18 protein-coding genes and 1 tRNA gene are annotated in these 21202 nt (G+C 71.6%); 10 read left to right on the plus strand and 9 right to left on the minus strand.

The annotated features are described in order from the left end of the window. Window positions 1-145: 145 nt before the first annotated feature. The 4 genes from ACN28C_RS05095 to ACN28C_RS05110 are packed head-to-tail and all read left to right on the plus strand — an operon-like array spanning window position 146 to window position 3991. Window positions 146-955 (plus strand): DUF881 domain-containing protein, encoded by an 810-nt coding sequence (locus ACN28C_RS05095; protein WP_422772417.1) that lies wholly within the window; start codon window positions 146-148, stop codon window positions 953-955. Then, window positions 952-3039, plus strand: coding sequence for a class E sortase (locus ACN28C_RS05100; RefSeq protein WP_422772418.1), 2088 nt, complete (start codon window positions 952-954; stop codon window positions 3037-3039). Before ACN28C_RS05095 ends, ACN28C_RS05100 begins: the two co-directional genes overlap by 4 nt. Before the next feature lie 6 nt (window positions 3040-3045). Next, the gene (locus ACN28C_RS05105; protein ID WP_422772419.1) at window positions 3046-3336 is read left to right on the plus strand and encodes a hypothetical protein; all 291 of its coding nucleotides are present in this window, start codon (window positions 3046-3048) and stop codon (window positions 3334-3336) included. 4 nt (window positions 3337-3340) lie between these two features. Beyond that, window positions 3341-3991, plus strand: a complete 651-nt coding sequence (locus ACN28C_RS05110; protein WP_422772420.1) for an aminodeoxychorismate/anthranilate synthase component II — start codon at window positions 3341-3343, stop codon at window positions 3989-3991. A 124-nt stretch (window positions 3992-4115) separates the two neighbouring features. Here ACN28C_RS05110 and pknB read toward each other — a convergent pair whose 3' ends face one another. From pknB to ACN28C_RS05145, 7 genes are all read right to left on the minus strand, one after another. Continuing rightward, window positions 4116-5924: a Stk1 family PASTA domain-containing Ser/Thr kinase gene (pknB, locus tag ACN28C_RS05115; protein ID WP_422772421.1), complete on the minus strand. Its 1809-nt coding sequence runs from the start codon at window positions 5922-5924 to the stop codon at window positions 4116-4118. Between the two features lie 19 nt (window positions 5925-5943). Then, window positions 5944-7344: a serine/threonine-protein kinase gene (locus tag ACN28C_RS05120; protein WP_422772422.1), complete on the minus strand. Its 1401-nt coding sequence runs from the start codon at window positions 7342-7344 to the stop codon at window positions 5944-5946. Window position 7345: 1 nt separating this feature from the next. Further along, on the minus strand, window positions 7346-8851 hold the full coding sequence (locus tag ACN28C_RS05125; protein ID WP_422772423.1) for a peptidoglycan D,D-transpeptidase FtsI family protein: 1506 nt from the start codon (window positions 8849-8851) through the stop codon (window positions 7346-7348). Next, the gene (locus ACN28C_RS05130; RefSeq protein WP_422774529.1) at window positions 8848-10239 is read right to left on the minus strand and encodes an FtsW/RodA/SpoVE family cell cycle protein; all 1392 of its coding nucleotides are present in this window, start codon (window positions 10237-10239) and stop codon (window positions 8848-8850) included. Before ACN28C_RS05130 ends, ACN28C_RS05125 begins: the two co-directional genes overlap by 4 nt. A 145-nt stretch (window positions 10240-10384) precedes the next feature. Continuing rightward, window positions 10385-11803 carry a PP2C family protein-serine/threonine phosphatase gene (locus ACN28C_RS05135; protein WP_422772424.1) on the minus strand — a complete coding sequence of 473 codons (1419 nt, stop codon included), beginning with the start codon at window positions 11801-11803 and terminating at the stop codon, window positions 10385-10387. After that, complete coding sequence (locus ACN28C_RS05140; protein WP_422772425.1) at window positions 11800-12282, minus strand: FHA domain-containing protein FhaB/FipA; 483 nt, start codon at window positions 12280-12282, stop codon at window positions 11800-11802. The genes ACN28C_RS05135 and ACN28C_RS05140 overlap by 4 nt, the downstream gene beginning before the upstream one ends. 5 nt (window positions 12283-12287) lie before the next feature. Further along, a complete protein-coding gene (locus ACN28C_RS05145; protein ID WP_422772426.1) occupies window positions 12288-13073 on the minus strand; it encodes an FhaA domain-containing protein in 786 nt (261 codons plus the stop codon). Window positions 13074-13349: 276 nt separating this feature from the next. Between ACN28C_RS05145 and ACN28C_RS05150 the strand changes: the two genes are divergently transcribed. The 5 genes from ACN28C_RS05150 (at window position 13350) to ACN28C_RS05170 (ending at window position 17721) form a co-directional block, all read left to right on the plus strand. Next, window positions 13350-13432: transfer RNA gene (locus ACN28C_RS05150), tRNA-Leu, on the plus strand. Window positions 13433-13545: 113 nt separating this feature from the next. After that, complete coding sequence (locus ACN28C_RS05155) at window positions 13546-14619, plus strand: NAD-dependent epimerase/dehydratase family protein (RefSeq protein WP_422772427.1); 1074 nt, start codon at window positions 13546-13548, stop codon at window positions 14617-14619. 22 nt (window positions 14620-14641) lie between these two features. Further along, complete coding sequence (locus ACN28C_RS05160) at window positions 14642-15448, plus strand: WecB/TagA/CpsF family glycosyltransferase (RefSeq protein ID WP_422772428.1); 807 nt, start codon at window positions 14642-14644, stop codon at window positions 15446-15448. 78 nt (window positions 15449-15526) lie between these two features. Further along, a complete protein-coding gene (locus ACN28C_RS05165) occupies window positions 15527-16945 on the plus strand; it encodes a hypothetical protein (protein ID WP_422772429.1) in 1419 nt (472 codons plus the stop codon). Continuing rightward, a complete protein-coding gene (locus ACN28C_RS05170; protein ID WP_422772430.1) occupies window positions 16942-17721 on the plus strand; it encodes a 3-ketoacyl-ACP reductase in 780 nt (259 codons plus the stop codon). Before ACN28C_RS05165 ends, ACN28C_RS05170 begins: the two co-directional genes overlap by 4 nt. A 55-nt stretch (window positions 17722-17776) precedes the next feature. On the opposite strand, the gene ACN28C_RS05175 is transcribed toward ACN28C_RS05170, so the two are convergent. Further along, window positions 17777-19651, minus strand: a complete 1875-nt coding sequence (locus tag ACN28C_RS05175) for a S8 family peptidase (RefSeq protein WP_422772431.1) — start codon at window positions 19649-19651, stop codon at window positions 17777-17779. A gap of 256 nt (window positions 19652-19907) precedes the next feature. On the opposite strand from ACN28C_RS05175, the gene ACN28C_RS05180 reads away from it, so the two are divergent. Further along, window positions 19908-20507 carry a hypothetical protein gene (locus tag ACN28C_RS05180; protein WP_422772432.1) on the plus strand — a complete coding sequence of 200 codons (600 nt, stop codon included), beginning with the start codon at window positions 19908-19910 and terminating at the stop codon, window positions 20505-20507. On the opposite strand, the gene ACN28C_RS05185 is transcribed toward ACN28C_RS05180, so the two are convergent. After that, window positions 20475-21011: a hypothetical protein gene (locus ACN28C_RS05185; protein ID WP_422772433.1), complete on the minus strand. Its 537-nt coding sequence runs from the start codon at window positions 21009-21011 to the stop codon at window positions 20475-20477. The genes ACN28C_RS05180 and ACN28C_RS05185 overlap by 33 nt on opposite strands. Window positions 21012-21202: the final 191 nt, after the last annotated feature.

Below are 21202 nucleotides of genomic sequence, written 5' to 3' on the forward strand. Positions count from 1 at the left end.
CGACAGCTAGCGTAGTCGCGAGAACCCGTTCCGGCCACGGACCCCGGCAGTTGGGTACGGAAGGTCGAACGCCCGGATCGCAGAAGTAATTCCCGCCATTGGGACATAATTACCAAAACGGCATGATCGTAAGGGGGAAGGCTCGATGGAGTACACCTCCGGCGTCGCCTCCTGGCGGAAGGTGCTGCGCCGCGCCGTCGTGGGCCTGCTGCCCCGGGGGTCGGCCGAGCGCCGCCCGGGATGGTCGGTGGGCGTACCCCTGATCGCTCTTGCGGCCGGGCTGCTCTTCACCACCACCGCCACCACCGCCGACGGCACCTCGCTGCGGGAGGACCGGCGGCCCGAGCTCGCCCAGCTGATTGAGGACCGCCGCGAACAGGTGGCCTCCGGCCAGGAGCGGGCCGCCGCGTTGCGCGACCGGGTGGAGAGTCAGACCGAGGCGCTCGCCGGCTCCGACGACCGGGTGGCGGCCCAGCGGGACCGGGCCGCGGCCAGCCGGGAGGCCGCCGGCTTCACCGCGCTGACCGGCCCCGGGATCACCGTCGAACTCGACGATGCACCCCAGCAGGGCGACGGCACGGCGACGGGCGATGCCAGCAACGACGATCTGGTGGTGCACCAGGGAGACGTACAGGCCGTCGTCAACGCACTCTGGGCCGGCGGTGCGGAGGCAATGACCATCATGGGCGTACGCGTCCTCTCCACCAGCGCGGTACGCTGCGTGGGGAACACCCTGCTCCTGCACGGCCAAAACTTCTCACCGCCGTTTCAGATCACCGCCATCGGCGATCCCGCGGCCCTGCAACGAGCGCTCGCCGAATCCGAGGGGGTCCGGTTGTTCAAGAACGCCGTCACCCACTACCAGCTCGGATACCGCGAGGCAGTGGAGCCCAGCGTGACCATGCCGGCGTACGACGGGCCCGGCGGGCTCCGGTCGGCCAAGGTTCCGGGATGAGCCCGGTGCCCGGCGACCCGACGCCCGCCCGCAACGGCCGGCACCGTGCGCCGGACGGCGACGACGCGACCATGTTCATCCCTCGGCTGCCGGAGCCCGAGGAGCCGAGGGCGACCGACCCGACGCCTCGACCGGAGCCGCCCGAGCCGCCCGGCGGGCGCATGCGGATCGTCGTCGACCACGTCCTGCCGGCCCCCGGCCGCGCGGCGCCTCCGTCCGTGGCCGCGTCGCCGGACACCGAGGACACCATCGGCCTTCCCACCGGCGCTTCCGCACCACGCCCGGCCGCCGGCCCGACCACCCCGGCCGCCTTAGCACCCGAAACGCGTCCCTACGGCCACCCCGGGTCGCCCGGCCACCCGGGGTCGCCAGGCCACTCGGCGTCGCCCGGCGAGCGCCAGGTCGGGCAGCAGCCGGGACGCCGCCAGCCCGAGCCGTACCCGCCGGTCGGCTCCGGACATACGCCGGTCGGCTCCGGACATGGGCCGGTCGAACCCGAGTACCGGACGGCCCGTCCCCAGGAGGACCGGTGGGGGGCGGGGCCCTCCGTCACGTCCCGGGAGCACGCCGGCCGCCCCGATCGCCGGGACGCCGGACCCTCCAACGACGCCGACCGCTGGGAGCCGTCCGCGGTCCGTCCCGGCCTCTGGGAGCCGACCCCGGCCACCGACCGGAGTGGCCGGGAGCCGGACGGCAACAGCCGCCGGGAGCCAGGTCCCGCCGCCGTGCAGAGCGCCTGGGCGGCGGGTCCGCCCGGCAGTGCCGGTCGCCGGCCGTTCGGACCGACCGGCCCGGCTGCTGCGGAGCCGAACCCCTGGGCATCCTCCACAACCGCCTTCGGAGACCTGCGCCAGAGCCTCGGCGGTACGTCGGGCCACGCACACGGGACCAGCCACGCACACGGGACCAGCCACACCAACGGGACCAGCCACACCGACGGGGCCGACCACACCAACGGGACCGACCACACCAACGGGGCCGGCCGCGCGAACGGGACCGGCGCCAGCAGAACCGGCCACACCAACGGGGCCGACCGCGCGCACGGGGCCGGACACGGCGACAGCCCGACCGCGCTCATTCCGAAGGTCATCCCGGCGGATGCCGAGACCACCGCGCCGATTCCTCCGCGACCGAGCCGTCCCGCCTCGGACGACGGCGCCACCACGGCACTGCCGCAGCTCCGCGCCGCCGGTACGCCGCGCCAGGCAGACATCGAGTCCACCGCACTGATCGGGGCGATCCCGCCCCGGCCGGCAGCGATGGACGACGGGGACGGCGAGACGGGCGGGGACGACCCGGAGCAGCGTCCACGGCGCGGTGAGCGGGTCGTCAAGCTCCGGGCGGAGCAGACCCGCGAGGGCTACCGGAGTGTCTACTCCGAGCTGACCCGGCCGTCGCTCGGTTCGCGGATCCGGACCGCCATCCGGGGCACCGGCGAGCTGCTGATCACATTCGGCCTGGTCGTCCTCCTCTTCGCGGCGTACGAGGTCTGGGGCAAGTCGACGATCGTCAACGCGCATCAGGACGACCTCGGTCAGCAACTGGCCCAGCAGTGGGACCAGCCGGATCCGACGGTCGGCCCCACGCCCGGCGCCACCGCCACCCCCAAGCCGAGCAAGCCGGTGCAGGGCAAACCGATCGCCGGCCTCTACATCCCCAAGCTGGACAAGCACTGGATCGTGGTGGAGGGGGTGACCCAGAAGGACATCCGGTACGCCCCCGGCCACTACCCGAGCAGCGCACTGCCCGGCCAGGTCGGCAACTTCTCGGTCGCCGGCCACCGCAACCGGGCCACCTTCTGGCGGCTGGACGAGCTCGACAACGGCGACGCGATCGTGGTGGAGTCCAAGGACACCTGGTTCGTCTACCACGTGTCGCAGACCCGGATCGTCAAACCGACCCAGGTCGAGGTGGTCGCACCGGTCCCGGGCAAACCGAAGGCGAAGCCGACGACGGCGATGCTGACCCTGACGACCTGTAACCCGAAGTTCGACAACTACCAGCGGCTGATCGTGCACGCCAAGCTGGTGCGCACCGAGCCGAAGGCTGCCGGGGCACCGCAGCCGGCCGAGCTGGGCGGCTGACCGGCGATGTACGCGTGGATCTGGCGCAAGTTGCCGTTCGGGGTCCCGGGCAAGCTGATCGGCTCGTTGCTGATCACGGCGAGCGCACTCGCCCTGCTCTGGTACGTCGTCTTTCCGTGGGCCGAACCGCTGCTGCCGTTCGACGACGTCCAGGTGACCCAGGAGGGCGGCGTGCCCGGTGACGAGCCGGGCGTCGACGAGGCGCCGGGCGCCGGTGACGAGCCGCCCGGCGACGAACACGACCTGCCCTACGACACCACCCGGAACAACACCCCGCCCCCGAGCCCGACCAGGTAGGCCGATGCGTGTCCTCGTGATCGACAACTACGACTCGTTCGTCTTCAACCTCGTGCAGTATCTCGGCCAGCTTGGCGCCGACTGCGAGGTGCACCGCAACGACGAGATCGACGTCACCGAGGTGGGCCGGCTCGACGTCGCCGGGGTGCTGCTCTCCCCCGGCCCCGGCACGCCGGACCGGGCCGGCATCTGCCTCGACGTGATCCGCGAGTACGGCGGCCGGCTGCCGATCCTCGGCGTCTGCCTCGGGCACCAGGCGATCGGCGCCGCGTTCGGCGGCACGGTCACCCGGGCGCCCGAGCTGCTGCACGGCAAGACCTCGGAGGTACGGCACCGGGGCGTGGGCGTGCTGGCCGGGCTGCCGGATCCGTTCACCGCCACCCGCTACCACTCGCTCGCCGTACTGCCGGAGACCCTGCCGGCAGAGGTCGAGGTGACCGGCTGGACCGGGTCGGGTGTGGTGATGGCGATGCGCCACCGCGACCTGCCGATCGAGGGCGTGCAGTTCCACCCGGAGTCGGTGCTGACCGAGGGCGGCCACCTGATGCTCGCCAACTGGCTCGCCGGCTGCGGCCTCCCCTCGGCGCTGGACCGGGCGCCTGCGCTCGCCGCCGAGGTCGACGCCCGGCGCCGGGCCGCGTTCGTCACGGTCTGACCCGGCGCTGGCCGACGACCCGCTCGCCCGTCACGCTCTGCCGCGGCGCGCTCGCCGACCCACCGTTCGGCGCGCGCACCCCGTTCGCCGGTGCCCGGGGGCACGCCGGCGACGGGTCACGGGGTCAGCGTTCTCCGGGGCGGGTCGCCGGCTGGTTGAACGGCGGGAGGAGCCCGCCACCACCGCCGTCCTCGGTGGGCGTGGGAGTCGGCGTGGGCGGTGTCGGGTCCTCGTCCTCCTCCTGCGGCACGCTGACCGTGATCGTCACGGTGGTGCCGCGTACCTTCTTCTCCCCGCCGCGCGGGTTCTGGCCGGTCACCTCGCCGGCCTCGGCGGGCGGCACCGGCTCGCCGTCGATGACCCGCACGTCGAAGCCGGCGTCCTTCAGCCGTTCCCGCGCCTCGTCCTCGTCGAACCCGAGCACCCGCGGCACCTCGCGGACGTTGCCCTTGGAGACCTCGACCACCACGGTGCTGCCCGGCTCGACCTTGCGGCCCTCGGCCGGGTCGACCTTGGTGACCTGTCCCTCGGGCCGCTCGTTGTCGACGTCCTTGCGGTCGACCTTCAGCTCCAGCTCCTTGAGCCGGGCCTCGGCGGACTCGAAGGTGCTGCCGACGAGCCCGGCCGGGATCGCCACGGTGCCGGGGCCCTCGCAGACCCGGATCTCGACCTCGCTATCCGGCTCGGCCGTGGCCGGCGGCTCCGGGTTCTGCGCGGTGACCTCACCCACCGTGCAGTTCTCGCTGGTGTCCGCCGGGCCGGGCTTCGGGGTCAGGCCGGCCTGCCGCAGGGAGTTCTCCGCGGCCTCCTGGGTCTGGCCGACCACGTTAGGCACCTCGACCGGGGTCGCCTCGCCACCCTTGTCGTCCTGGTTGAGCATCAGGGCGGCGACCAGGGCGATCACCGCGAGCACGCCGAGACCGCTCAGGGTGGCGATCACCCAGGCGGACGCCCTGCGGCGGCGGGCGTCGCCGACCCGGGCCGGTGGCATCGGCCGGCCCGCGCCGGCCGGGATCTGCCGGGTGGTGGCGGTGTGCGACATCGCCATCGTCTCGTCCTCGCGCATCACCGGAGTGGCCATCACCGGCCGGCCGGCGGCCGCGCGGAGGAGGTCGGCGCGCATCTCGGCCGCGCTCTGGTAGCGGTTGAGCGGGTTCTTCGAGAGCGCCTTGAGCACGATCGCGTCGATCGGCGGGGTGACGTCCGGGTTGAGGTCGCTCGGTGACGGCGGATCCTCCCGGACGTGCTGGTAGGCGACGCTGACCGGGCTGTCGCCGACGAACGGCGGATGGCCACAGAGCAGCTCGAAGAGCACGCAGCCGGCCGCGTAGACGTCGGAGCGGGCGTCGACCGCCTCGCCCCGGGCCTGCTCGGGGGAGAGGTACTGCGCCGTACCGATCACCGCGCTGGTCTGCGTCATCGTGGTGGCGCCGCTGGCCAGCGCCCGCGCGATGCCGAAGTCCATCACCTTGACCTGGCCGGTCTGGGTCATCATCACGTTGCCGGGCTTGATGTCCCGGTGGATGATGCCGTGCCGGTGGCTGAACTCCAGCGCGGCGCAGACGTCGGCGGTGATCTCCAGAGCCCGGCGGGGCATCAGCCGGCCCTCGGCGGCGAGCACCTCCTTGAGGGTGCGGCCGTTGACGAACTCCATGACGATGAAGGGCAGGGTCTCGCCGGTCGGTGCGATCTCCTCGCCCGTGTCGTAGACGGCGACGATCGCCGGGTGGTTCAGCGAGGCGGCGTTCTGCGCTTCACGGCGGAAACGCATCTGGAAGGTGTCGTCCCGGGCCAGATCCGTCCGGAGCATCTTGATCGCGACATCGCGGCCGAGCCGGAGGTCGCGCCCGCGGTGCACCTCGGCCATGCCGCCGTAACCGAGCAGCTCGCCGACCTGGTACCTGCCACCCAGCAGGCGGGCCTGCGCCGTCATCTCGTCTGTCGTCCTTCGCTCATCTGGTCACCCCGTCGGGGTACGCGGTCCGCTCCACCTGACGGTACGACGCGCCGTGCGGCGCGTCGCGTCCGGCTTCCGACCGCAGCTCCGATATCGCCGTCTGCGGCGCTGGCATGCTGCTGTTGTTGTTGAGGTTCTCTCTCCACCTGAAGGCAATCACGCCCGAGCAGATCAGTACCAACAGGCCCAGCACGACGAAGAGCGCGATCAGCAACGAGCGGTTTCCGGGCGACGGCGGCGGTGCGGCCGGGCGCCTCGGATACGAGTATGCGGCCTCCGGGCGGGGCCGGGCCGGTTGCGGCACGGCGGCCGCGCCCCGGTTGTAGCCGCCCGGTCCGACCGCCGCGCCGGCCGGCGGGCGGGCGCCGGGCGGAAGGGCCGGCGAGTGCGGGGTCACCCGGGCGGCGGCACCGGGCGGGACGGCCGGCGAGTGCGGCGTGACCCGGGCGGCTGCCGGCGGGACCCGGGGTGCCGGCGGCACCGACGTGGGTCCCTGCGGCGGCGCGGGCGGCTGGCCGGGACGCTGCGGCGGCACCGGTATGGCGCCGACGGGCCGCCCGGCGGGCTGACCGGACATTCCGGTCGTGGCGGCGGCCTGCCGGGCCACGGCGGCCAGCTCGGCGGCGGTCTGCCAGCGGGCCTTCGGGTCCTTGGCCATCGAGCGCTCGACGATGGCCCGGATGGCCGGCGGGATGTCGCCGGGAAGCTGCCGGGGAGTCTCCCGGACGTGCTTCATGGCGATCTCGATCGCGCTGTTGCCCTCGAAGGGCCGCCGGCCGGCCAGGCACTGGTACGCGACCACGCCGAGCGCGTACACGTCGGAGCAGGCGGTGGCGACCTCGCCGGCCGCCTGCTCCGGGGAGATGTAGGAGGCGGTGCCGAGCACCGATCCGGCGGCGGTGAGCTGCCCGACCAGGGCCGACCGGGCGATGCCGAAGTCGGTGAGCACCAGGGTGCCGTTCGGCCGGACCAGCAGATTGCCCGGCTTCACGTCCCGGTGCACGATGCCCTTGTCGTGCGCCGCCTGCAGAGCGTCTGCGGCCTGCGCGACCAGCGCCATGGTGCGGGCCGGGGTGAGCCGGCCGACCCGGCTCAGCGTCCGGGAGAGCGCGTCGCCCTCGACGTATTCCATGACCAGGAAGGCGATCTGCTGGTCGCTGCCGTAGTCGTAGACGTCGACCACGCCGGGGTGGTTGATGGTGGCCATCGTCCGGGCCTCGCCCCGGAACCGCTCGGCGAAGCCCGGCTCGTCCAGCAACGCCGGCAGCAGGATCTTGACCGCCACCGTACGGCCGAGCACCTCGTCGGTGCCGCGCCACACGTCGCCCATGCCGCCACCGGCGATCCGCTCGTCGAGGCGGTACCGGTTGCCGAGCAGGACTCCGGGCTTGAGCATGTCAGCGGCCTCCCCGGTCGGCGATGACCGCCCGCATGATCTGCTGGCTGATCCGGGCCGCCTCGGCGCTGCCGCCCGAGCCGGCGGCCTCGAGGAAGACGCAGACCGCCGAGACCGGTTTGCCGTCGTCGTTGATCGCGAAGCCGATGAACCAGCCGTGGTCGTCGCTGTTGCCGCCGGTCTCGGCGGTGCCGGTCTTGCCGCCGACCCGGTAGCCGCTGATCCTCGCGTTGGTGCCGGTGCCGTTCTGCACCACGCTGACCATCATCTCCTGGAGCTGCCGGGCGACCTCGGCGCTGACCGGCTCGCGGAGCTGTCGCGGCACCGCCGTGTAGTAGTCGGTGGTGCGGTCCGGGCCGAGCTGCTGCTGCACCAGGTAGGGCCGCATCTGCCGCCCGTCGTTGGCCACCGCGGCGGCGACCAGCGCGCCCTGCAACGGCGTCATCCGGACGTTGTTCTGGCCGATCGAGGACTGCGCCACCTGCGGCGGGTCGTCGTTGCCGCCGGGCGCGGTCATCTCACCGGTACGGCTCGCCGCGACCTTCTGGCCGCCGTCGTTCAGCCGACCCACGGTCAGCTCGTCGTCCTCGAAGCCGAACTGCCGGGCCTCCGCCTTGAGAGTCTCGGCGGTCAGCTTGACGCCGAGCTGGGCGAAGCCGGTGTTGCAGGACTCGGTGAGCGCCTCGGTCAGCGTCACCTGGGCCTCGGGGCAGATGCTCGACGCCGCGTTGCGGATCGGGGAGCCGGCGGTCGGCGGCAGGTAGCTCGATCCGGCCGGGATCCGGGTCTCCGGGGTGTAGCCGTTCTCCAGGGCGGCGGCCGAGGTGATGACCTTGAAGGTGGAGCCGGGCGGGAAGGTCTCGGCGAGGGCCCGGTTCTTCAGTGGCCCGTCCTCGTCGGCGTCCAGCTTGTCGTACGCGGCCTGGGCCTGCTCGGTGTCGTGGTCGGCGAGCGGGTTCGGGTCGAAGCTCGGCATCGAGACCAGCGCCTGGACCGCCCCGGTCGTCGGGTCGAGCGCCACCGCCGCGCCCTTGGTGACGCCCTTGCGGTTCTCGGTCAGCTCCCGGTACGCCGTCTCCTGTGCCCGTGGCGAGAGGGTGAGCAGGATGTTCCCGCCGGCGGTCTGGTTGCCGGTGAAGAGGTCCCGCACCCGGTCGCCGAAGAGCTGGTCGCTGGTGCCGGCGAGGAACTCGTTCTCGCTCTTCTCGATGCCGGTGGCGGCCATGTTGACCGGCTTGTAGCCGATAACGTGCGCGTAGAGTTCGTCCTTGGGATAGGTGCGCAGGAACTTGAGCTTGCCGCCGGTCTCCCGGCTGCTCGCCAGCGGGGTGCCGCCGGCCTCGATGATGCCGCGCTTGCGCTCGTATTCCGCGACCTGGACCCGGCCGTTGTAGTCGCTGGTGCGGTATTCGTCGGCCTTGTAGGCCTGCACCCAGTTGAGGTTGACGAAGAGCAGGCCGAAAAGCACCATCACGACGATGCCCACCCGGCGCAGCGGTGCGTTCACGGCCTGATCACCTCCGTTGTCGCGCCGTGCAACTGGACCGGCGGCCCCGCGGGCACCCCGCCCGGCCGGGCCTGTGATGTGGCGTCGACCGGTCGACGGGCGGCGTCGGAGATCCGGAGCAGGGCCGCGACCAGCAGCCAGTTCGCCATCAGCGACGAACCACCGGCGGAGAGGAACGGGGTGGTCTGGCCGGTGAGCGGGATCAGGCTGCTGATCCCGCCGATGATGACGAAGAGCTGGAGGCAGAGCGTGAAGGAGAGCCCGCCGGCGAGCAGCTTGCCGAACGAGTCCCGGACGGCCAGTGCGGCGCGCAGCCCCCGCTCGATGATCAGCAGGTAGACCACCAGCAGGGCGGAGAGCCCGAAGAGGCCGATCTCCTCACCCATCCCGGCGAAGATGAAGTCGTTGTGCACCTCGGGGATCTCGGTCGGCTGCCCACCGCCCGGCCCGGTCCCGAAGAGCCCACCGGTGCCGAGGCCCAGCAGTCCCTGCAGCGGCTGCCAGCCGGCGCCGTAGGGGTCGCCGTACGGGTCGAGCCAGATCTCGACCCGGGTGTAGAAGTTCGCGAACGGTCCGCCGACGGTGCTGCCGAGGAAGTACGCCGTGAAGGCGCCGCCGAAGAAGAGGAAGAGACCGATGATCAGCCAGCTGACCCGCTCGGTGGCGATGTAGAGGGTGACCACGAACATGCCGAAGTAGAGCAGCGAGGTGCCGAGGTCCTTCTGGAAGACGAGGACGCCGAGGCTGACCAGCCAGACCACGACGACCGGCCCGAGGTCCCGGCCGCGCGGGAAGTCGACGCCGAGGATGCGCCGGCTGGCCAGCGAGAGCACCTCGCGCTTGCGCACCAGGTAGTAGGCGAAGAAGACCAGCAGCATCAGCTTGGCGAACTCGCCCGGCTGGATCGTGAACCCGCCGACGCTGATCCAGAGCTTGGCGTCCGATTGGGGGTTGACCTGCGAGTAGCGGGCCGGCAGCACCGTCGGGATGATCACCAGCACGATGCCGGCCAGGCCGAGGGTGTACGCGTACCGGGAGATCGCCCGGTGGTCGCGTACCAGGACCAGCAGTCCGGCCGCGAGGATCACCGAGAGCAGGGTCCAGGCGAGTTGCCGCCCTCCGGTGCCGGAGAAGATCGCGAAGTCGACCCGCTCGTCGGGTGCGGCCCGGGCCAGGTCGAGCCGGCGGAGGAAGCCGACGCCGAGCCCGTTGATCAGGGCGACCGCCGGCACCAGCACCGGGTCGGCGTACGGCGCCAGGAAGCGGATCACCACGTGGATCGCCACGAAGACACCGGTCAGGCAGGCCGTCGGCACCCAGAAGTCCAGCGTCACCCGGTCGAGCAGGGTCGCCTCGACCGTCGCCGCGTACGCCGCCGAGACGCCCATGGCGAGCAGCAGCAGGGCCAGCTCGGCATTCCGCCTGGACCGGGCGGCGACGCGGACACGCGGCAGCTCGCCCGTTGGTGCGGGCGTCGCTGCCGATCCAGGCGGGGCGGTCACGTGATTTCCCTCGGCTCGTCGGAGCTGACGCTCACTCGATCGACCGGCAGCCCGCAGGGTCGGTGACCGGCGGGATCGGGTCGGACGGTGGCGCGTCGGGCGTGCCCGCCGGGGTGGCGGTCGCCGACACGGTCAGGCCGGGGGTGGGAGTCGGGAGGGACGGGGTCGGGGGAAGGCTCGGGGTGGGGGTGACGGCGCCCAGCGTGGGGGTCGGTGGGCAGAGTGGCTTCAGATTTGGGTTGTCCGGGTCCTCGTTCGTCAGCTCGGCGAGCCGGCGGACCGCGTCGGGTTCGTCCTCGGCCTGGATGCCCTGCTTCACCTGCTCCTGGGCCGCGGCGGTCAGGTCCTCCAGCTTCGTCGCGCTGGTCTCGTGCACGTTGGAGAGGTCGAGCCCGGCGATCCGGCCCGGGATGCCCTGGAAGACCGCGAGCTGGCCGTCGTCGGTCGCACCGACGTAGTACTGCCGCTGGGTGTAGTCCCAGCCAAACCAGAGGCCGGCGCCGACCACCCCGATCAGGGCCACGACCAGCACCGCCGTACGCAGCGGCCGGCGGCGGGGACGCTCGGCGTCGTCGTCACCTACCGGTTCCGACTCGGCCGGCTCCGGGCTGGCCGGACGCGGCGGGGAGAGCGCCGAGGCCCGCGCGGCCGGCGTCGAGTCGTCGGCCGAGGTCGCCATGCCCCGGTCCCGGGACGCCGCACCGCCGACTATCGGGGCCGCCTCCAGGATGTCCTGGTCGCTGGCGTCCGCGATGATCACGGTGATGTTGTCCGGGCCGCCGCCGCGCAGGGCGAGTTGCACCAGCCGCTCGACGCAGGCCTGCGGGTCCTTGATGTCGCGCATCGCGTCGGCGATGGTCTCCGCGCTCACCACGCCGGAGAGCCCGTCGCTGCAGATCAGGTAGCGGTCGCCGGGAAGCACCTGCCGGACGGAGTATTCGGGGTCGATGTCGCGACCGTCCAGCGCCCTGGTCAGCAGCGACCGCTGCGGGTGGCTGCTGGCCTCCTCCAGGCTGATCCGGCCCTCGTCGACCAGCATCTGGACGTAGGTGTCGTCCTTGGTGATCTGGGCGAACTCACCGTCGCGGAGCAGGTAGGCACGGGAGTCGCCGATGTGCACCATGCCGATCTTGCTGCCCGAGAAGAGCAGCGCGGTCAGGGTGGTGCCCATCCCCTCCAGATGCGGGTTGGCGTCGACCGTGTCGCGCAGTTGTTGGTTGGCGGTGTCCACGGCCGAACGCAGCGCGTCGACGAGGGCGTCACCGGGGACGTCCTCGTCGAGCGGGGCCATGGCACCGATGACGATGTTGCTGGCTACGTCACCGGCGGCCATCCCGCCCATGCCGTCGGCCACGGCGAGTAGCCGTGGCCCGGCATAGACGGAATCCTGGTTGCCGTCTCGGATCAGCCCGCGGTCGCTGTGCGCCGCGTAACGCAGGGTCAGAGTCATGGCCGTAATTCGAGAGAGGTGCGGCCGATCCGGATCGGCACGCCGAGGGGGACGGGGGTAGGTCCGGTGACCTTAGCGCGATCGAGGTAGGTCCCGTTAGTCGAACCGAGATCTTCGACGAACCACTGCCCGTTGCGGGGCACGAGCCGGGCGTGCCGGGCCGAGGCGTAGTCGTCGGTGATCACCAGGGTCGAGTCCTCCGCCCGGCCGATGGTGATCTGTGCTTCGCCGAGCGTTATCCGGGTGCCTGCGAGCTGGCCTGCGGTGACGACCAGTTGGTGGGCGGCCCGGCCCCGTTTGACCTTCGCCGGCTTCTGCTGCCCGAGCGCCGCCCCCACCCCGCGTGGCGCGGCGACGAGGCGGCTGGACCTCGCGCCGGCGAACAGGTCCCGACGGATCACCCCGACCACCGTGAAGACGAAGATCCACAGCAGGACGATGAACCCGATCCGGGCAACGGTGATGACGAATGGGGGCAAGGTGATTAGCCGTCCACGCGGAAGGTCAGGGTGGTCGTGCCGAGCTGGATCATGTCGCCCGGGTTGAGCGCCACGGCGGAGACCCGCTGGCCGTTGACCATGGTGCCGTTGGTCGACCCGAGGTCGGTCAGCACCACCTGGGCGCCGTCGAAGTCTAGCCGGGCGTGTCGGCGGGAGATGCCGACGTCCGGCAGCCGCAGGTTCGCCTGGTCGCCCCGGCCGATCACGGTCGAGCCCATCTGCAGCGGATAGGTGCGGCCGTCACCGGAGACGAGCCGGATGTTGCGGCCACCCGCCCCGTGCCCGGGCGGTGCGTAGCCGCCACCCTGGTCGTACGGCGGGTAGCCACCCTGCTGGTCGTAGGGTGACTGGTGCACCGGCGCCACGTCGCCGCCCGTGTAGACCTCGGCGGTGACCCGGAACATCCCCGTGTCGAGGCCGTCCCCGCGCTCGATCTCGACGATCACGTCGCCGTAGACCGTCCACGCCTGCTCGCCGATGAACTCCGCCTGCGACTGGGCCAGCTCCTGGGCCAGCGCGGCGGCGTACGGCGCCAGCCGACTGTGGTCGTACGGCGAGAGATCGATCACGTAGCGGTTCGGCACCAGAGTGCGCCCGCCAGCGAGGATCGCCTTGTGCGCCTCTGCCTCCCGCTGCATCGCGTTGAGGATCTCGACGGGGTGCACGACCCCCTTGAACACCTTTGCGAAGGCCCCCTCGACCAGGCCCTCCAGACGCTTCTCAAAGCGTTGCAGCACGCTCACCGGCTCCTCCTCGGGTTCCGAGGACATGATGGTATCCGGCCGCCGCACGTGCGGCTCGCACGCCGCTCGGCCGCCCTGCACCGGCCTCTCCTCAGTGGCCGGGATAGTCGTGCTACTCTTCCATCCGCTGCGGGCGGCAACGCCTGCGGCGGCAACAGGGACAGCGTAGTATGTCCCGGCACATGCCGAAGAGCGGGCTCCGGGCAGGATTGTTATCGTCCTGTGGCGCGCTCGGGGGATGAGCCGGTTGGCCCGGCCTCTCAACGGAAGAGGCACCGGGGCGACGCGGGTCACACCTCGCACGGGGAAGTGGCGGAATGGCAGACGCGCACGGTTCAGGTCCGTGTGCCCGAAAGGGCGTGGGGGTTCAACTCCCCCCTTCCCCACCGCTTCGAGGGGCTCCGTGGTGACACGGGGCCCCTCGTTCATATCGGGGCAAAGGCGCCTCCGCGCTATGCTCCGGGAGTTTTGACCCCGAGGGCGACCCCAGGAGTGACGTGTGACAGTCGCGTTGGTGACCGGATCCGGCGGTCTGATCGGCTCCGAGGCGGTCCGGCACTTCGCCGGGCTCGGCCTGGACGTCGTCGGCATCGACAACGACATGCGCCGGCAGTTCTTCGGCGCGGAGGCATCGACCGCCTGGAACGTGCTGCGGCTCACCAGTGACCTGGGTGCCGCGTACACGCATCACGACGTCGACATCCGCGACCGGGACGCGCTGGCGACGATCTTCCGGCGCTACGGCCGCGACATCGGCGTGGTGATCCACACCGCCGCGCAGCCGTCGCACGACTGGGCCCTTCGCGACCCGTTCACCGACTTCGACGTGAACGCGGGCGGCACGCTCAACGTTCTACAGAACGTGCGCGAACACTGCATCGAGGCGCCGGTCATCCACTGCTCCACCAACAAGGTCTACGGCGACCGGCCCAACAGCCTCCCGCTGGTCGAGCAGGAGACCCGCTGGGAGCTGGCGACCGACCATCCCTACTACGAGGGCATCAAGGAGGACATGTCGATCGACGCCTCGATGCACTCGGTCTTCGGCGCCTCCAAGGTCGCCGCTGACGTGATGGTCCAGGAATACGGCCGCTACTTCGGCATGAAGACCGCCTGTTTCCGGGGCGGCACGCTGACCGGGCCGGCGCACTCCGCGACCGAGCTGCACGGCTTCCTCGGCTACGTGATGCGCTGCAACATGGAGCGGCGGACATACAAGATCTTCGGCTACAAGGGCAAGATGGTCCGGGACGCGATCCACAGCCACGACGTGGTCGCCGCCTTCGAGGCGTTCTTCCGCGCGCCCCGCTCGGCGGCGGTCTACAACCTCGGCGGCGGGCGGCACTCGAACTGCTCCCACCTGGAGGCGTTCGCGCTGGCCGAGCAGATCAGCGGCCGGGAGATGATCACCGAGTACCGCGAGGCGAACCGGGTCGGCGACCACCAGTGGTGGATCGGCTCCAACGCCGCCTTCCAGCGCGACTATCCCGACTGGAAGCAGATCTACGACGTGCCGATGATCCTCCAGGAGATCTACGCCGCCAACGTCGACAAGTGGGTGCCCCAATCGTGAGCGGGAACGGCAGGGAGAAGGCGTGATCTCGCGGGGAAAGCGGAACGTCCTCGGCGTCCTGGTCGACGCCGTCGACTACGAGGCCGCAACCGAGCAGGTGGTGGCCGCCGGGCGTGAGCGCCGGCCGCTGGCGCTGACGGCGCTGGCCGTACACGGGGTGATGACCGGGGTTCTCGACCCGGCGCACAACGCCCGGCTCAACGCCTTCGACGTGGTCACCCCGGACGGGCAGCCCGTCCGGTGGGCGCTCAACCTGCTGCACCACGCCGGGCTCGCCGAGCGGGTCTACGGCCCGGACCTGACGCTGAGCGTGCTGGCCCGCTTCGCCGACGAGGGGATGCCGGTCTACCTCTACGGGTCGACCGACGAGACGCTCGCCCGGCTGGTCCCCGAGCTGGAGCGGATGTTCCCGGCCCTGAAGATCGCCGGAATGGAGTCGTCGAAGTTCCGGGCCGTCCACGTCGGCGAGGACGCCGAGATCGCCGACCGGATCCGGAACTCCGGGGCCCGGCTCGTCCTGGTGGGGCTCGGCTGCCCCCGGCAGGAGGTCTTCGCGTACGCCATGCGGCCGCTGCTCGACATGCCGCTGATGGCGGTCGGGGCGGCCTTCGACTACCACGCCGGCCTGCTCCGCAAGCCGCCGCCGTGGATGCAGCGGGTCGGCCTGGAGTGGCTCTGGCGGTTCGGGCTGGAGCCGAGGCGGCTCTTTCACCGCTACATGGTGCTCAACCCGGCGTACGTGGCCCGGCTGACCGCCCAGCGGCTCGGCGTCTGGCGGCCGAAGCCGCCCACCCCGGCGACCGAGCGGCCGGCCAGCTTCGCCGTCTGAGCCCACCGAAGCGGCGGCCCGGTACGCGGGCCGAGTCCGCCCTGGCGCAGCGGGATAGCGCTTTCCTATGCTGTGCCGATGAGGATCGACCAGGGGCTGACCCCGTCCGCGCTGTTACCGAAGATCGACCGGCTCTGGGAGGCGTCCGCCCAGAAGATCGACTCGATCGAGAAGAGCTGCCCGCCCGACACCGCCTCGCCGGTCTTCACCGTCGACGGGCAGTACACCGCGCGGGGCTGGACCGAGTGGACCCAGGGCTTCCAGTACGGCTCCGCGCTGCTCCAGTTCGACGCCACCGACGAGCGGCGGTTCCTCGACACCGGGCGGGAGCAGACCGTCGCGGTGATGGCCAGCCACGTCAGCCACATCGGCGTACACGACCACGGGTTCAACAACGTCAGCACGTACGGGAACCTGTGGCGGCTGATGAACGAGGGACGGATCCCGGCCGACCGCGCCGAACGCGACTTCTACGAGCTGGCGCTCAAGCTGACCGGCGCGGTGCAGGCGGCACGCTGGCGGAGCACCGCGGACGGCACCGGCTACATCTACTCGTTCAACGGCCCGCAGTCGCTCTTCGTCGACACCATCCGCTCCTGCCGGGCGCTCGCCGTCTCACACCTGCTCGGGCACGTGCTGATGGGCGAGCGGGACGAGCGGATCTCGCTGCTCGGTCGGCTGCTGGAGCACGCCGGCAACACCGCCCGGTGGAACGTCTACTACGGCGAGGGCCGGGACAGCTACGACGTACCGGGGCGCACCGCCCACGAGTCGATCTTCAACGTGAACGACGGCAGTTACCGCTGCCCCAGCACCCAGCAGGGGTACTCGCCGTTCAGCACCTGGACCCGGGGACTCTCCTGGGCGATGCTCGGCTTCCCCGAGCAGCTGGAGTTCCTCGCCGTCCTGCCCGACGAGGAACTCGCCCCGTACGGCGGCCGCGACGCCGTCGAGGCGATGCTGCTCCGCGCCGCCACCGCCACCTGCGACTTCTACCTCGCCACCACCCCGGCCGACGGGGTGCCGTACTGGGACACCGGGGCGCCCGGGCTGGTCCGGCTCGGCGACCACGTCGAGCGGCCGGCCGACCCGTACAACGCACACGAGCCGGTGGACTCCTCGGCGGCGGCGATCGGCGCGCAGGGGCTGCTCCGGCTCGGTCGCATCCTCGACCGGGCCGGCCGTACCGAGGAGGGCCGGCGGTACTGGCAGGCCGGGCTCACCGTCGCCGACACCCTCTTCGGCGAGCCCTACCTGAGCACCGACCCCCGGCACCAGGGCCTGCTGCTGCACTCGGTCTACCACCGCCCGAACGGCTGGGACCACGTGCCGGCCGGGCAGCGTGTGCCGAACGGCGAGTCGAGCATGTGGGGCGACTACCACGCCCGCGAGCTGGCCCTCTATCTCCAGCGGGTGGCCCGGGACGAGCCGTACTACACCTTTTTCGGCCCGGGCGGCACCGCGGCCCGGCCGAGCGGACGGGGGGTGCCGGCGTGACCGGGCGTCCGGTGGCGATCGTCACCGGCGGCTCGCGTGGGATCGGCCGGGGTGTCGTGCTGGCGCTGGCCGGCGCCGGCTACGACCTGGTGGTCAACTACGCCAGCAACGCCGAGGCGGCGGCCCAGGTAGGTAAGGAGGTCGAGTCGCGCGGCGGCCGGCCCCACCTGGTACGCGCCGACGTCTCCCGCCCCGACGACCGGCGACGCCTGGTCGACGAGACGACGTCGGCCTTCGGCCGGATCGACCTGCTGGTCAGCAACGCCGGGGTGGCGCCGAACGTCCGTGCGGACCTGCTGGAGGCCGGCGAGGAGTCCTTCGACCGGCTGGTGGAGATCAACCTGAAGGGGCCGTACTTCCTGATCCAGCTCGTCGCCAACACGATGATCGCGCAGCAGGCTGAGGGCCGGACCGCACGGCCGAAGATCGTGGTCATCTCCTCGATCAGCGCCTACACCGCCAGCGTCAACCGGGGCGACTACTGCGTCACCAAGGCCGGGCTGGCGATGACCGCCCAGCTCTACGCCGCCCGGCTGGCCGAGCACGGAATCAACGTCTACGAGATCCGTCCCGGCATCGTCGAGACCGACATGACCGGCCCGGTCAAGGCCCGCTACGACGACCTCATCCTCAACCAGGGTCTCACCCCGATCCGACGCTGGGGGCAGCCGGAGGACGTCGGCCGGGCCGTCGTGGCGGTCGCCACCGACCTGCTCCCGTTCAGCACCGGCCAGGTGATCGACGTGGACGGCGGTTTCCACCTGCGTACGCTCTGAGGCGTTAGGAAGGGCCCCTTCATATACAAAAAGCGATATGAAGGGGCCCTTCCTTTCACAGGGTGAGCGACCAGGCGTTGATGTAGCCGGTGTCGCCTCGGAAGATGTCCCGCACCTGGAGCCGCCAGAGGCCGTTCGCGGCCTCGGAGGAGAGGTTGACGGTGTACGTCGCGTTCACGTTGTCCGCGCCGTCGAAGATGCTGCTGTTCTTCAGCCGGTATGCGCTGTTGTCCGGGGCGATCAGGTCGATGACCAGGTCACCACGGTAGGTGTGCACGATGTTGACCTCCACGGTGGCGGAGCTGGAGGCGTTGCGGTTGCAGCCGGAGATGGTGATGCTGCTCGTCACGTTGACGTTGGTGTCCGGGATGGAGACGTCGGTGGGGTTGCTGCCGGAGCAGCCGGCCCCGCCGCCGGTCACCGTCAGCGTGTAGGTGGTGCTCCGGCTGACCCCGGTGCCCGTGCCGGTGATGGTCACCGGATAGCTCCCGGGGGCGGTGCCGGTCGAGGTGGCGATGGTGAGCGTGGACGAGCCGCCCGAGGTCACCGTCGCCGGGCTGAACGTTGCGGTCGCCCCCGCCGGCAGGCCGGCGGCGGAGAGCGTCACCGACTGCGCCGCACCGGCGGTGGTCGCGGTGCCGACGGTCGCCGTGACCGAACCGCCCGGCGCCGTCGAGCCGCTGGTCGGCGAGACGGAGACCGAGAAGTCGTTCGCCGGCGGGGTGCCGTCGGCGACCACGTAGAGCAGCCGGTTGGGGGTGCCGGTGCCGACGTTGCTGATCACGTCGGGGGTGGCGTTGCTGACCAGGTAGTCCCGGACCTGCTGCGGCGACCACGACGGGTTCGCCGAGAGCACCATCGCCGCCGCGCCGGCCACGTGCGGCGACGCCATCGACGTACCGCTGATGGTGTTGGTCGCGGTGTTGCTGTCGTACCAGGCGGAGGTGATGCCGACACCCGGCGCCAGGATGTCGACGCAGGTGCCGTAGTTGGAGAAGCTCGCCGCCGCGTCGGTGTTCGAGGTGGCGCCGACGGTGATGGCGTTCGGCACCCGGGCCGGCGAGTAGTTGCAGGCGTTCTGCCGGATGCCGAGCGCGTTGCCGTTGCCGGCCGCGACGACGTAGGTGATGCCGGCGTTGATGGAGTTGTTGACCGCGGTGTCGATGGCGCTGGAGGCGCCGCCGCCGAGGCTCATGTTCGCCACCGCCGGGCGCACCGCGTTCGCGGTGACCCAGTCCATGCCGGCGATCACCTGGGCGTTGGTGCCCTGGCCGGAGCAGTTCAGCACCCGTACGCCGTAGATCCGGGCGCTCTTGGCCACCCCGTACGACGTGCCGGCGACCGTGCCGGCGACGTGCGTGCCGTGGCCGTGGCAGTCGTCGGCGCTGCCTCCGTCGATGGCGTCGAACCCGCTCACCGCCCGGCCGCCGAAGTCGTTGTGGCTGTACCGGATGCCGGTGTCGATGACGTACGTGTTCACGTTCGACGCCGTGTTCGGGTAGGTGTAGGAGCTGTTCAGCGGTAGGTTCCGCTGGTCGATCCGGTCCAGTCCCCACGACGGGGGGTTCGGCTGGGTACCGGTGATCCGGACCGTCTGGTTCTGCTCGACGTACGCCACCGCCGGGTCGGCGGCGATCCGGCGCGCGGCCCTGGCCGACGTGGTGATCTCGAAGCCACGCAGCGCGGCACCGTAGGTGCGGCGCATCGTGCCGCCGTGCCTACCGACCAGGCCGCCGGCCTTCGACGCGACCTCTGCCCGGGCCACCGTGTTCTCCTTGAAGACCACGATGTAGCTGTCGGCGATGGCGCCGGCACTGCCCGCGCCACGGATGCTGCCTTCCGGTGGTACGGCCGCGGCCGGCACCGCCGCCGCCGCGATCATGGCCAGAGTGGACACTCCGACGACCAGGAACCTGCGAGGGAGACTCATCTCCCCTCCTCCCCTCCGATCGGCGCACGACCGCCCGTCCCGTCCTGAGTCACGGGTCAGCACAAACCGATCGAGCTGAGATTAAGTCAGGAGCCCTGCAAAACAGTAGATCCCGAATCTTCTATCACCATGGAAAGATGGCCGTCTCTGCGAGTGGTCGGGGGAAGCCCCGGGTACCCCTACGGGTGCCTTCTCCGGGCACCGCTGGGGGCGGGCCCGGATTCGCCGGAACGGAAACCGGGCAAGGCTTGTCCCCATGGACACCGATCTCGCCATCCTGCTCGCGATCGCCGCCGTCTGGCTGGCGGCCGGCCTCGTCGTCGAGGGGATGCCCCGGCTGACGGCCGCGCGGGCGCTGCGTCGTCGTACCGGCCTGCTCCTCGCGCTGGTCGGCGCCGGCCTGGCCGGGTTGGCCGGTGTGCTGCTGGTCGGGCTGGTCGCGACGGCGCCGACGCTCGCCGACCGCACCGCGACGGGTCTCGCGCTGCCGGCGGTGCCCGCGGTGGTCGTCGCGGTGTTCACCGTACGCCGGCTGCGGCGACTCTGGGTCGGGGCCGGCGCCTTCGCCGCCGCACCGGAAACACCGGCCCCGCCGGCGTTGCGGGCCGGCGCCGCCCACCCGATGATCGCCCTGCCGGTGCAGGTGACCGGCCTGGTCATGTTGCCGGCACTGGTCACCGCGACCGGTCTGGTGCCGCTGACCAGTCCCGGCATGATCGGTGTGGTGCTCACTGCGACGGTGCTCACGGTCGGGATGATCGGGGTACGACACGCCCTGCGGCACAGCCGCCTGGTCGAACGCGCGGTCACCGTCCGGTCGCGGTCATCGCGTACGGCTGGCGTCCTGCACGTATAGCAGTTCGAGGATCGCCCGGGCGGCCTCGAACCAACGGTCGAGCCAGAGCGAGTCAGGGATGCTGCCCTTCGGCGGCAGCTCCATCAGCAGCCCGCGCAGCAGTGGATGGTCGACGAGCGGCTCGGACGGCACGTCCGGCCAGCCGGCCGGCGGAAAGACCGGCTCGGTCAACCCGCCCATGTCGAGGGACGGAAGCGTCGGTACGCGCTCCGGCGGAATCGCCGCCGGCAGTATCCCGCCCAGCTCGGAGGGGTGGCTCGCGCCCAGGTTCGGAGCGTGGCCCGTGCCCAGGTCGGAGGCACGGCCCGTGCCCAGGTCGGAGGCGCGGCCCGTGCCCAGGTCGGACAGATGGCCCGCCGGCAGGCTCTCCGGCGATCCGAGGTCGGTCCCGAGCGACGATTCCTCCGTGGTGGTGCTGGTGTCCCGGCGGGCGCCCCGGTACTTGTTCCCGAGCCGTTCCGGCTTGGCCGAACCGTTGCCCAGATTCTCCGATCCGATCGTCATCCGCCTCGCCCCTGCCTCATCCGGTTGTGGACCCCCTGTGGCGGGTGGCCGGTGAACCGACTCCGCCATCGGGTACAACGACGCGGCCGCACACCGGCGACGGCCGGTGGGAAGGCGCGGGAGGCCGGGTTGGCGGGTGACGCACGGCCGCCGGCGACCGGAATAGGATGCCGACCGGCTGCACCACGACA

This window comes from Plantactinospora sp. WMMC1484 (assembly GCF_049315195.1).
In the GTDB taxonomy this organism is placed as follows: Bacteria; Actinomycetota; Actinomycetes; order Mycobacteriales; family Micromonosporaceae; genus Plantactinospora.

What these genes read in the sequence shown, in the direction of transcription:
- ACN28C_RS05095 (WP_422772417.1), top strand. Translation starts at nt 146, where the DNA reads ATGGAGTACACCTCCGGCGTCGCCTCCTGGCGGAAGGTGCTGCGCCGC.
- ACN28C_RS05180 (WP_422772432.1), top strand. Translation starts at nt 19,908, where the DNA reads ATGGACACCGATCTCGCCATCCTGCTCGCGATCGCCGCCGTCTGGCTG.
- ACN28C_RS05135 (WP_422772424.1), bottom strand. Translation starts at nt 11,803, where the DNA reads ATGACTCTGACCCTGCGTTACGCGGCGCACAGCGACCGCGGGCTGATC.
- pknB (WP_422772421.1), bottom strand. Translation starts at nt 5,924, where the DNA reads ATGACGGCGCAGGCCCGCCTGCTGGGTGGCAGGTACCAGGTCGGCGAG.
- ACN28C_RS05120 (WP_422772422.1), bottom strand. Translation starts at nt 7,344, where the DNA reads ATGCTCAAGCCCGGAGTCCTGCTCGGCAACCGGTACCGCCTCGACGAG.
- ACN28C_RS05130 (WP_422774529.1), bottom strand. Translation starts at nt 10,239, where the DNA reads ATGGGCGTCTCGGCGGCGTACGCGGCGACGGTCGAGGCGACCCTGCTC.
- ACN28C_RS05100 (WP_422772418.1), top strand. Translation starts at nt 952, where the DNA reads ATGAGCCCGGTGCCCGGCGACCCGACGCCCGCCCGCAACGGCCGGCAC.
- ACN28C_RS05145 (WP_422772426.1), bottom strand. Translation starts at nt 13,073, where the DNA reads ATGTCCTCGGAACCCGAGGAGGAGCCGGTGAGCGTGCTGCAACGCTTT.
- ACN28C_RS05105 (WP_422772419.1), top strand. Translation starts at nt 3,046, where the DNA reads ATGTACGCGTGGATCTGGCGCAAGTTGCCGTTCGGGGTCCCGGGCAAG.
- ACN28C_RS05165 (WP_422772429.1), top strand. Translation starts at nt 15,527, where the DNA reads ATGAGGATCGACCAGGGGCTGACCCCGTCCGCGCTGTTACCGAAGATC.
- ACN28C_RS05110 (WP_422772420.1), top strand. Translation starts at nt 3,341, where the DNA reads ATGCGTGTCCTCGTGATCGACAACTACGACTCGTTCGTCTTCAACCTC.
- ACN28C_RS05185 (WP_422772433.1), bottom strand. Translation starts at nt 21,011, where the DNA reads ATGACGATCGGATCGGAGAATCTGGGCAACGGTTCGGCCAAGCCGGAA.
- ACN28C_RS05175 (WP_422772431.1), bottom strand. Translation starts at nt 19,651, where the DNA reads ATGAGTCTCCCTCGCAGGTTCCTGGTCGTCGGAGTGTCCACTCTGGCC.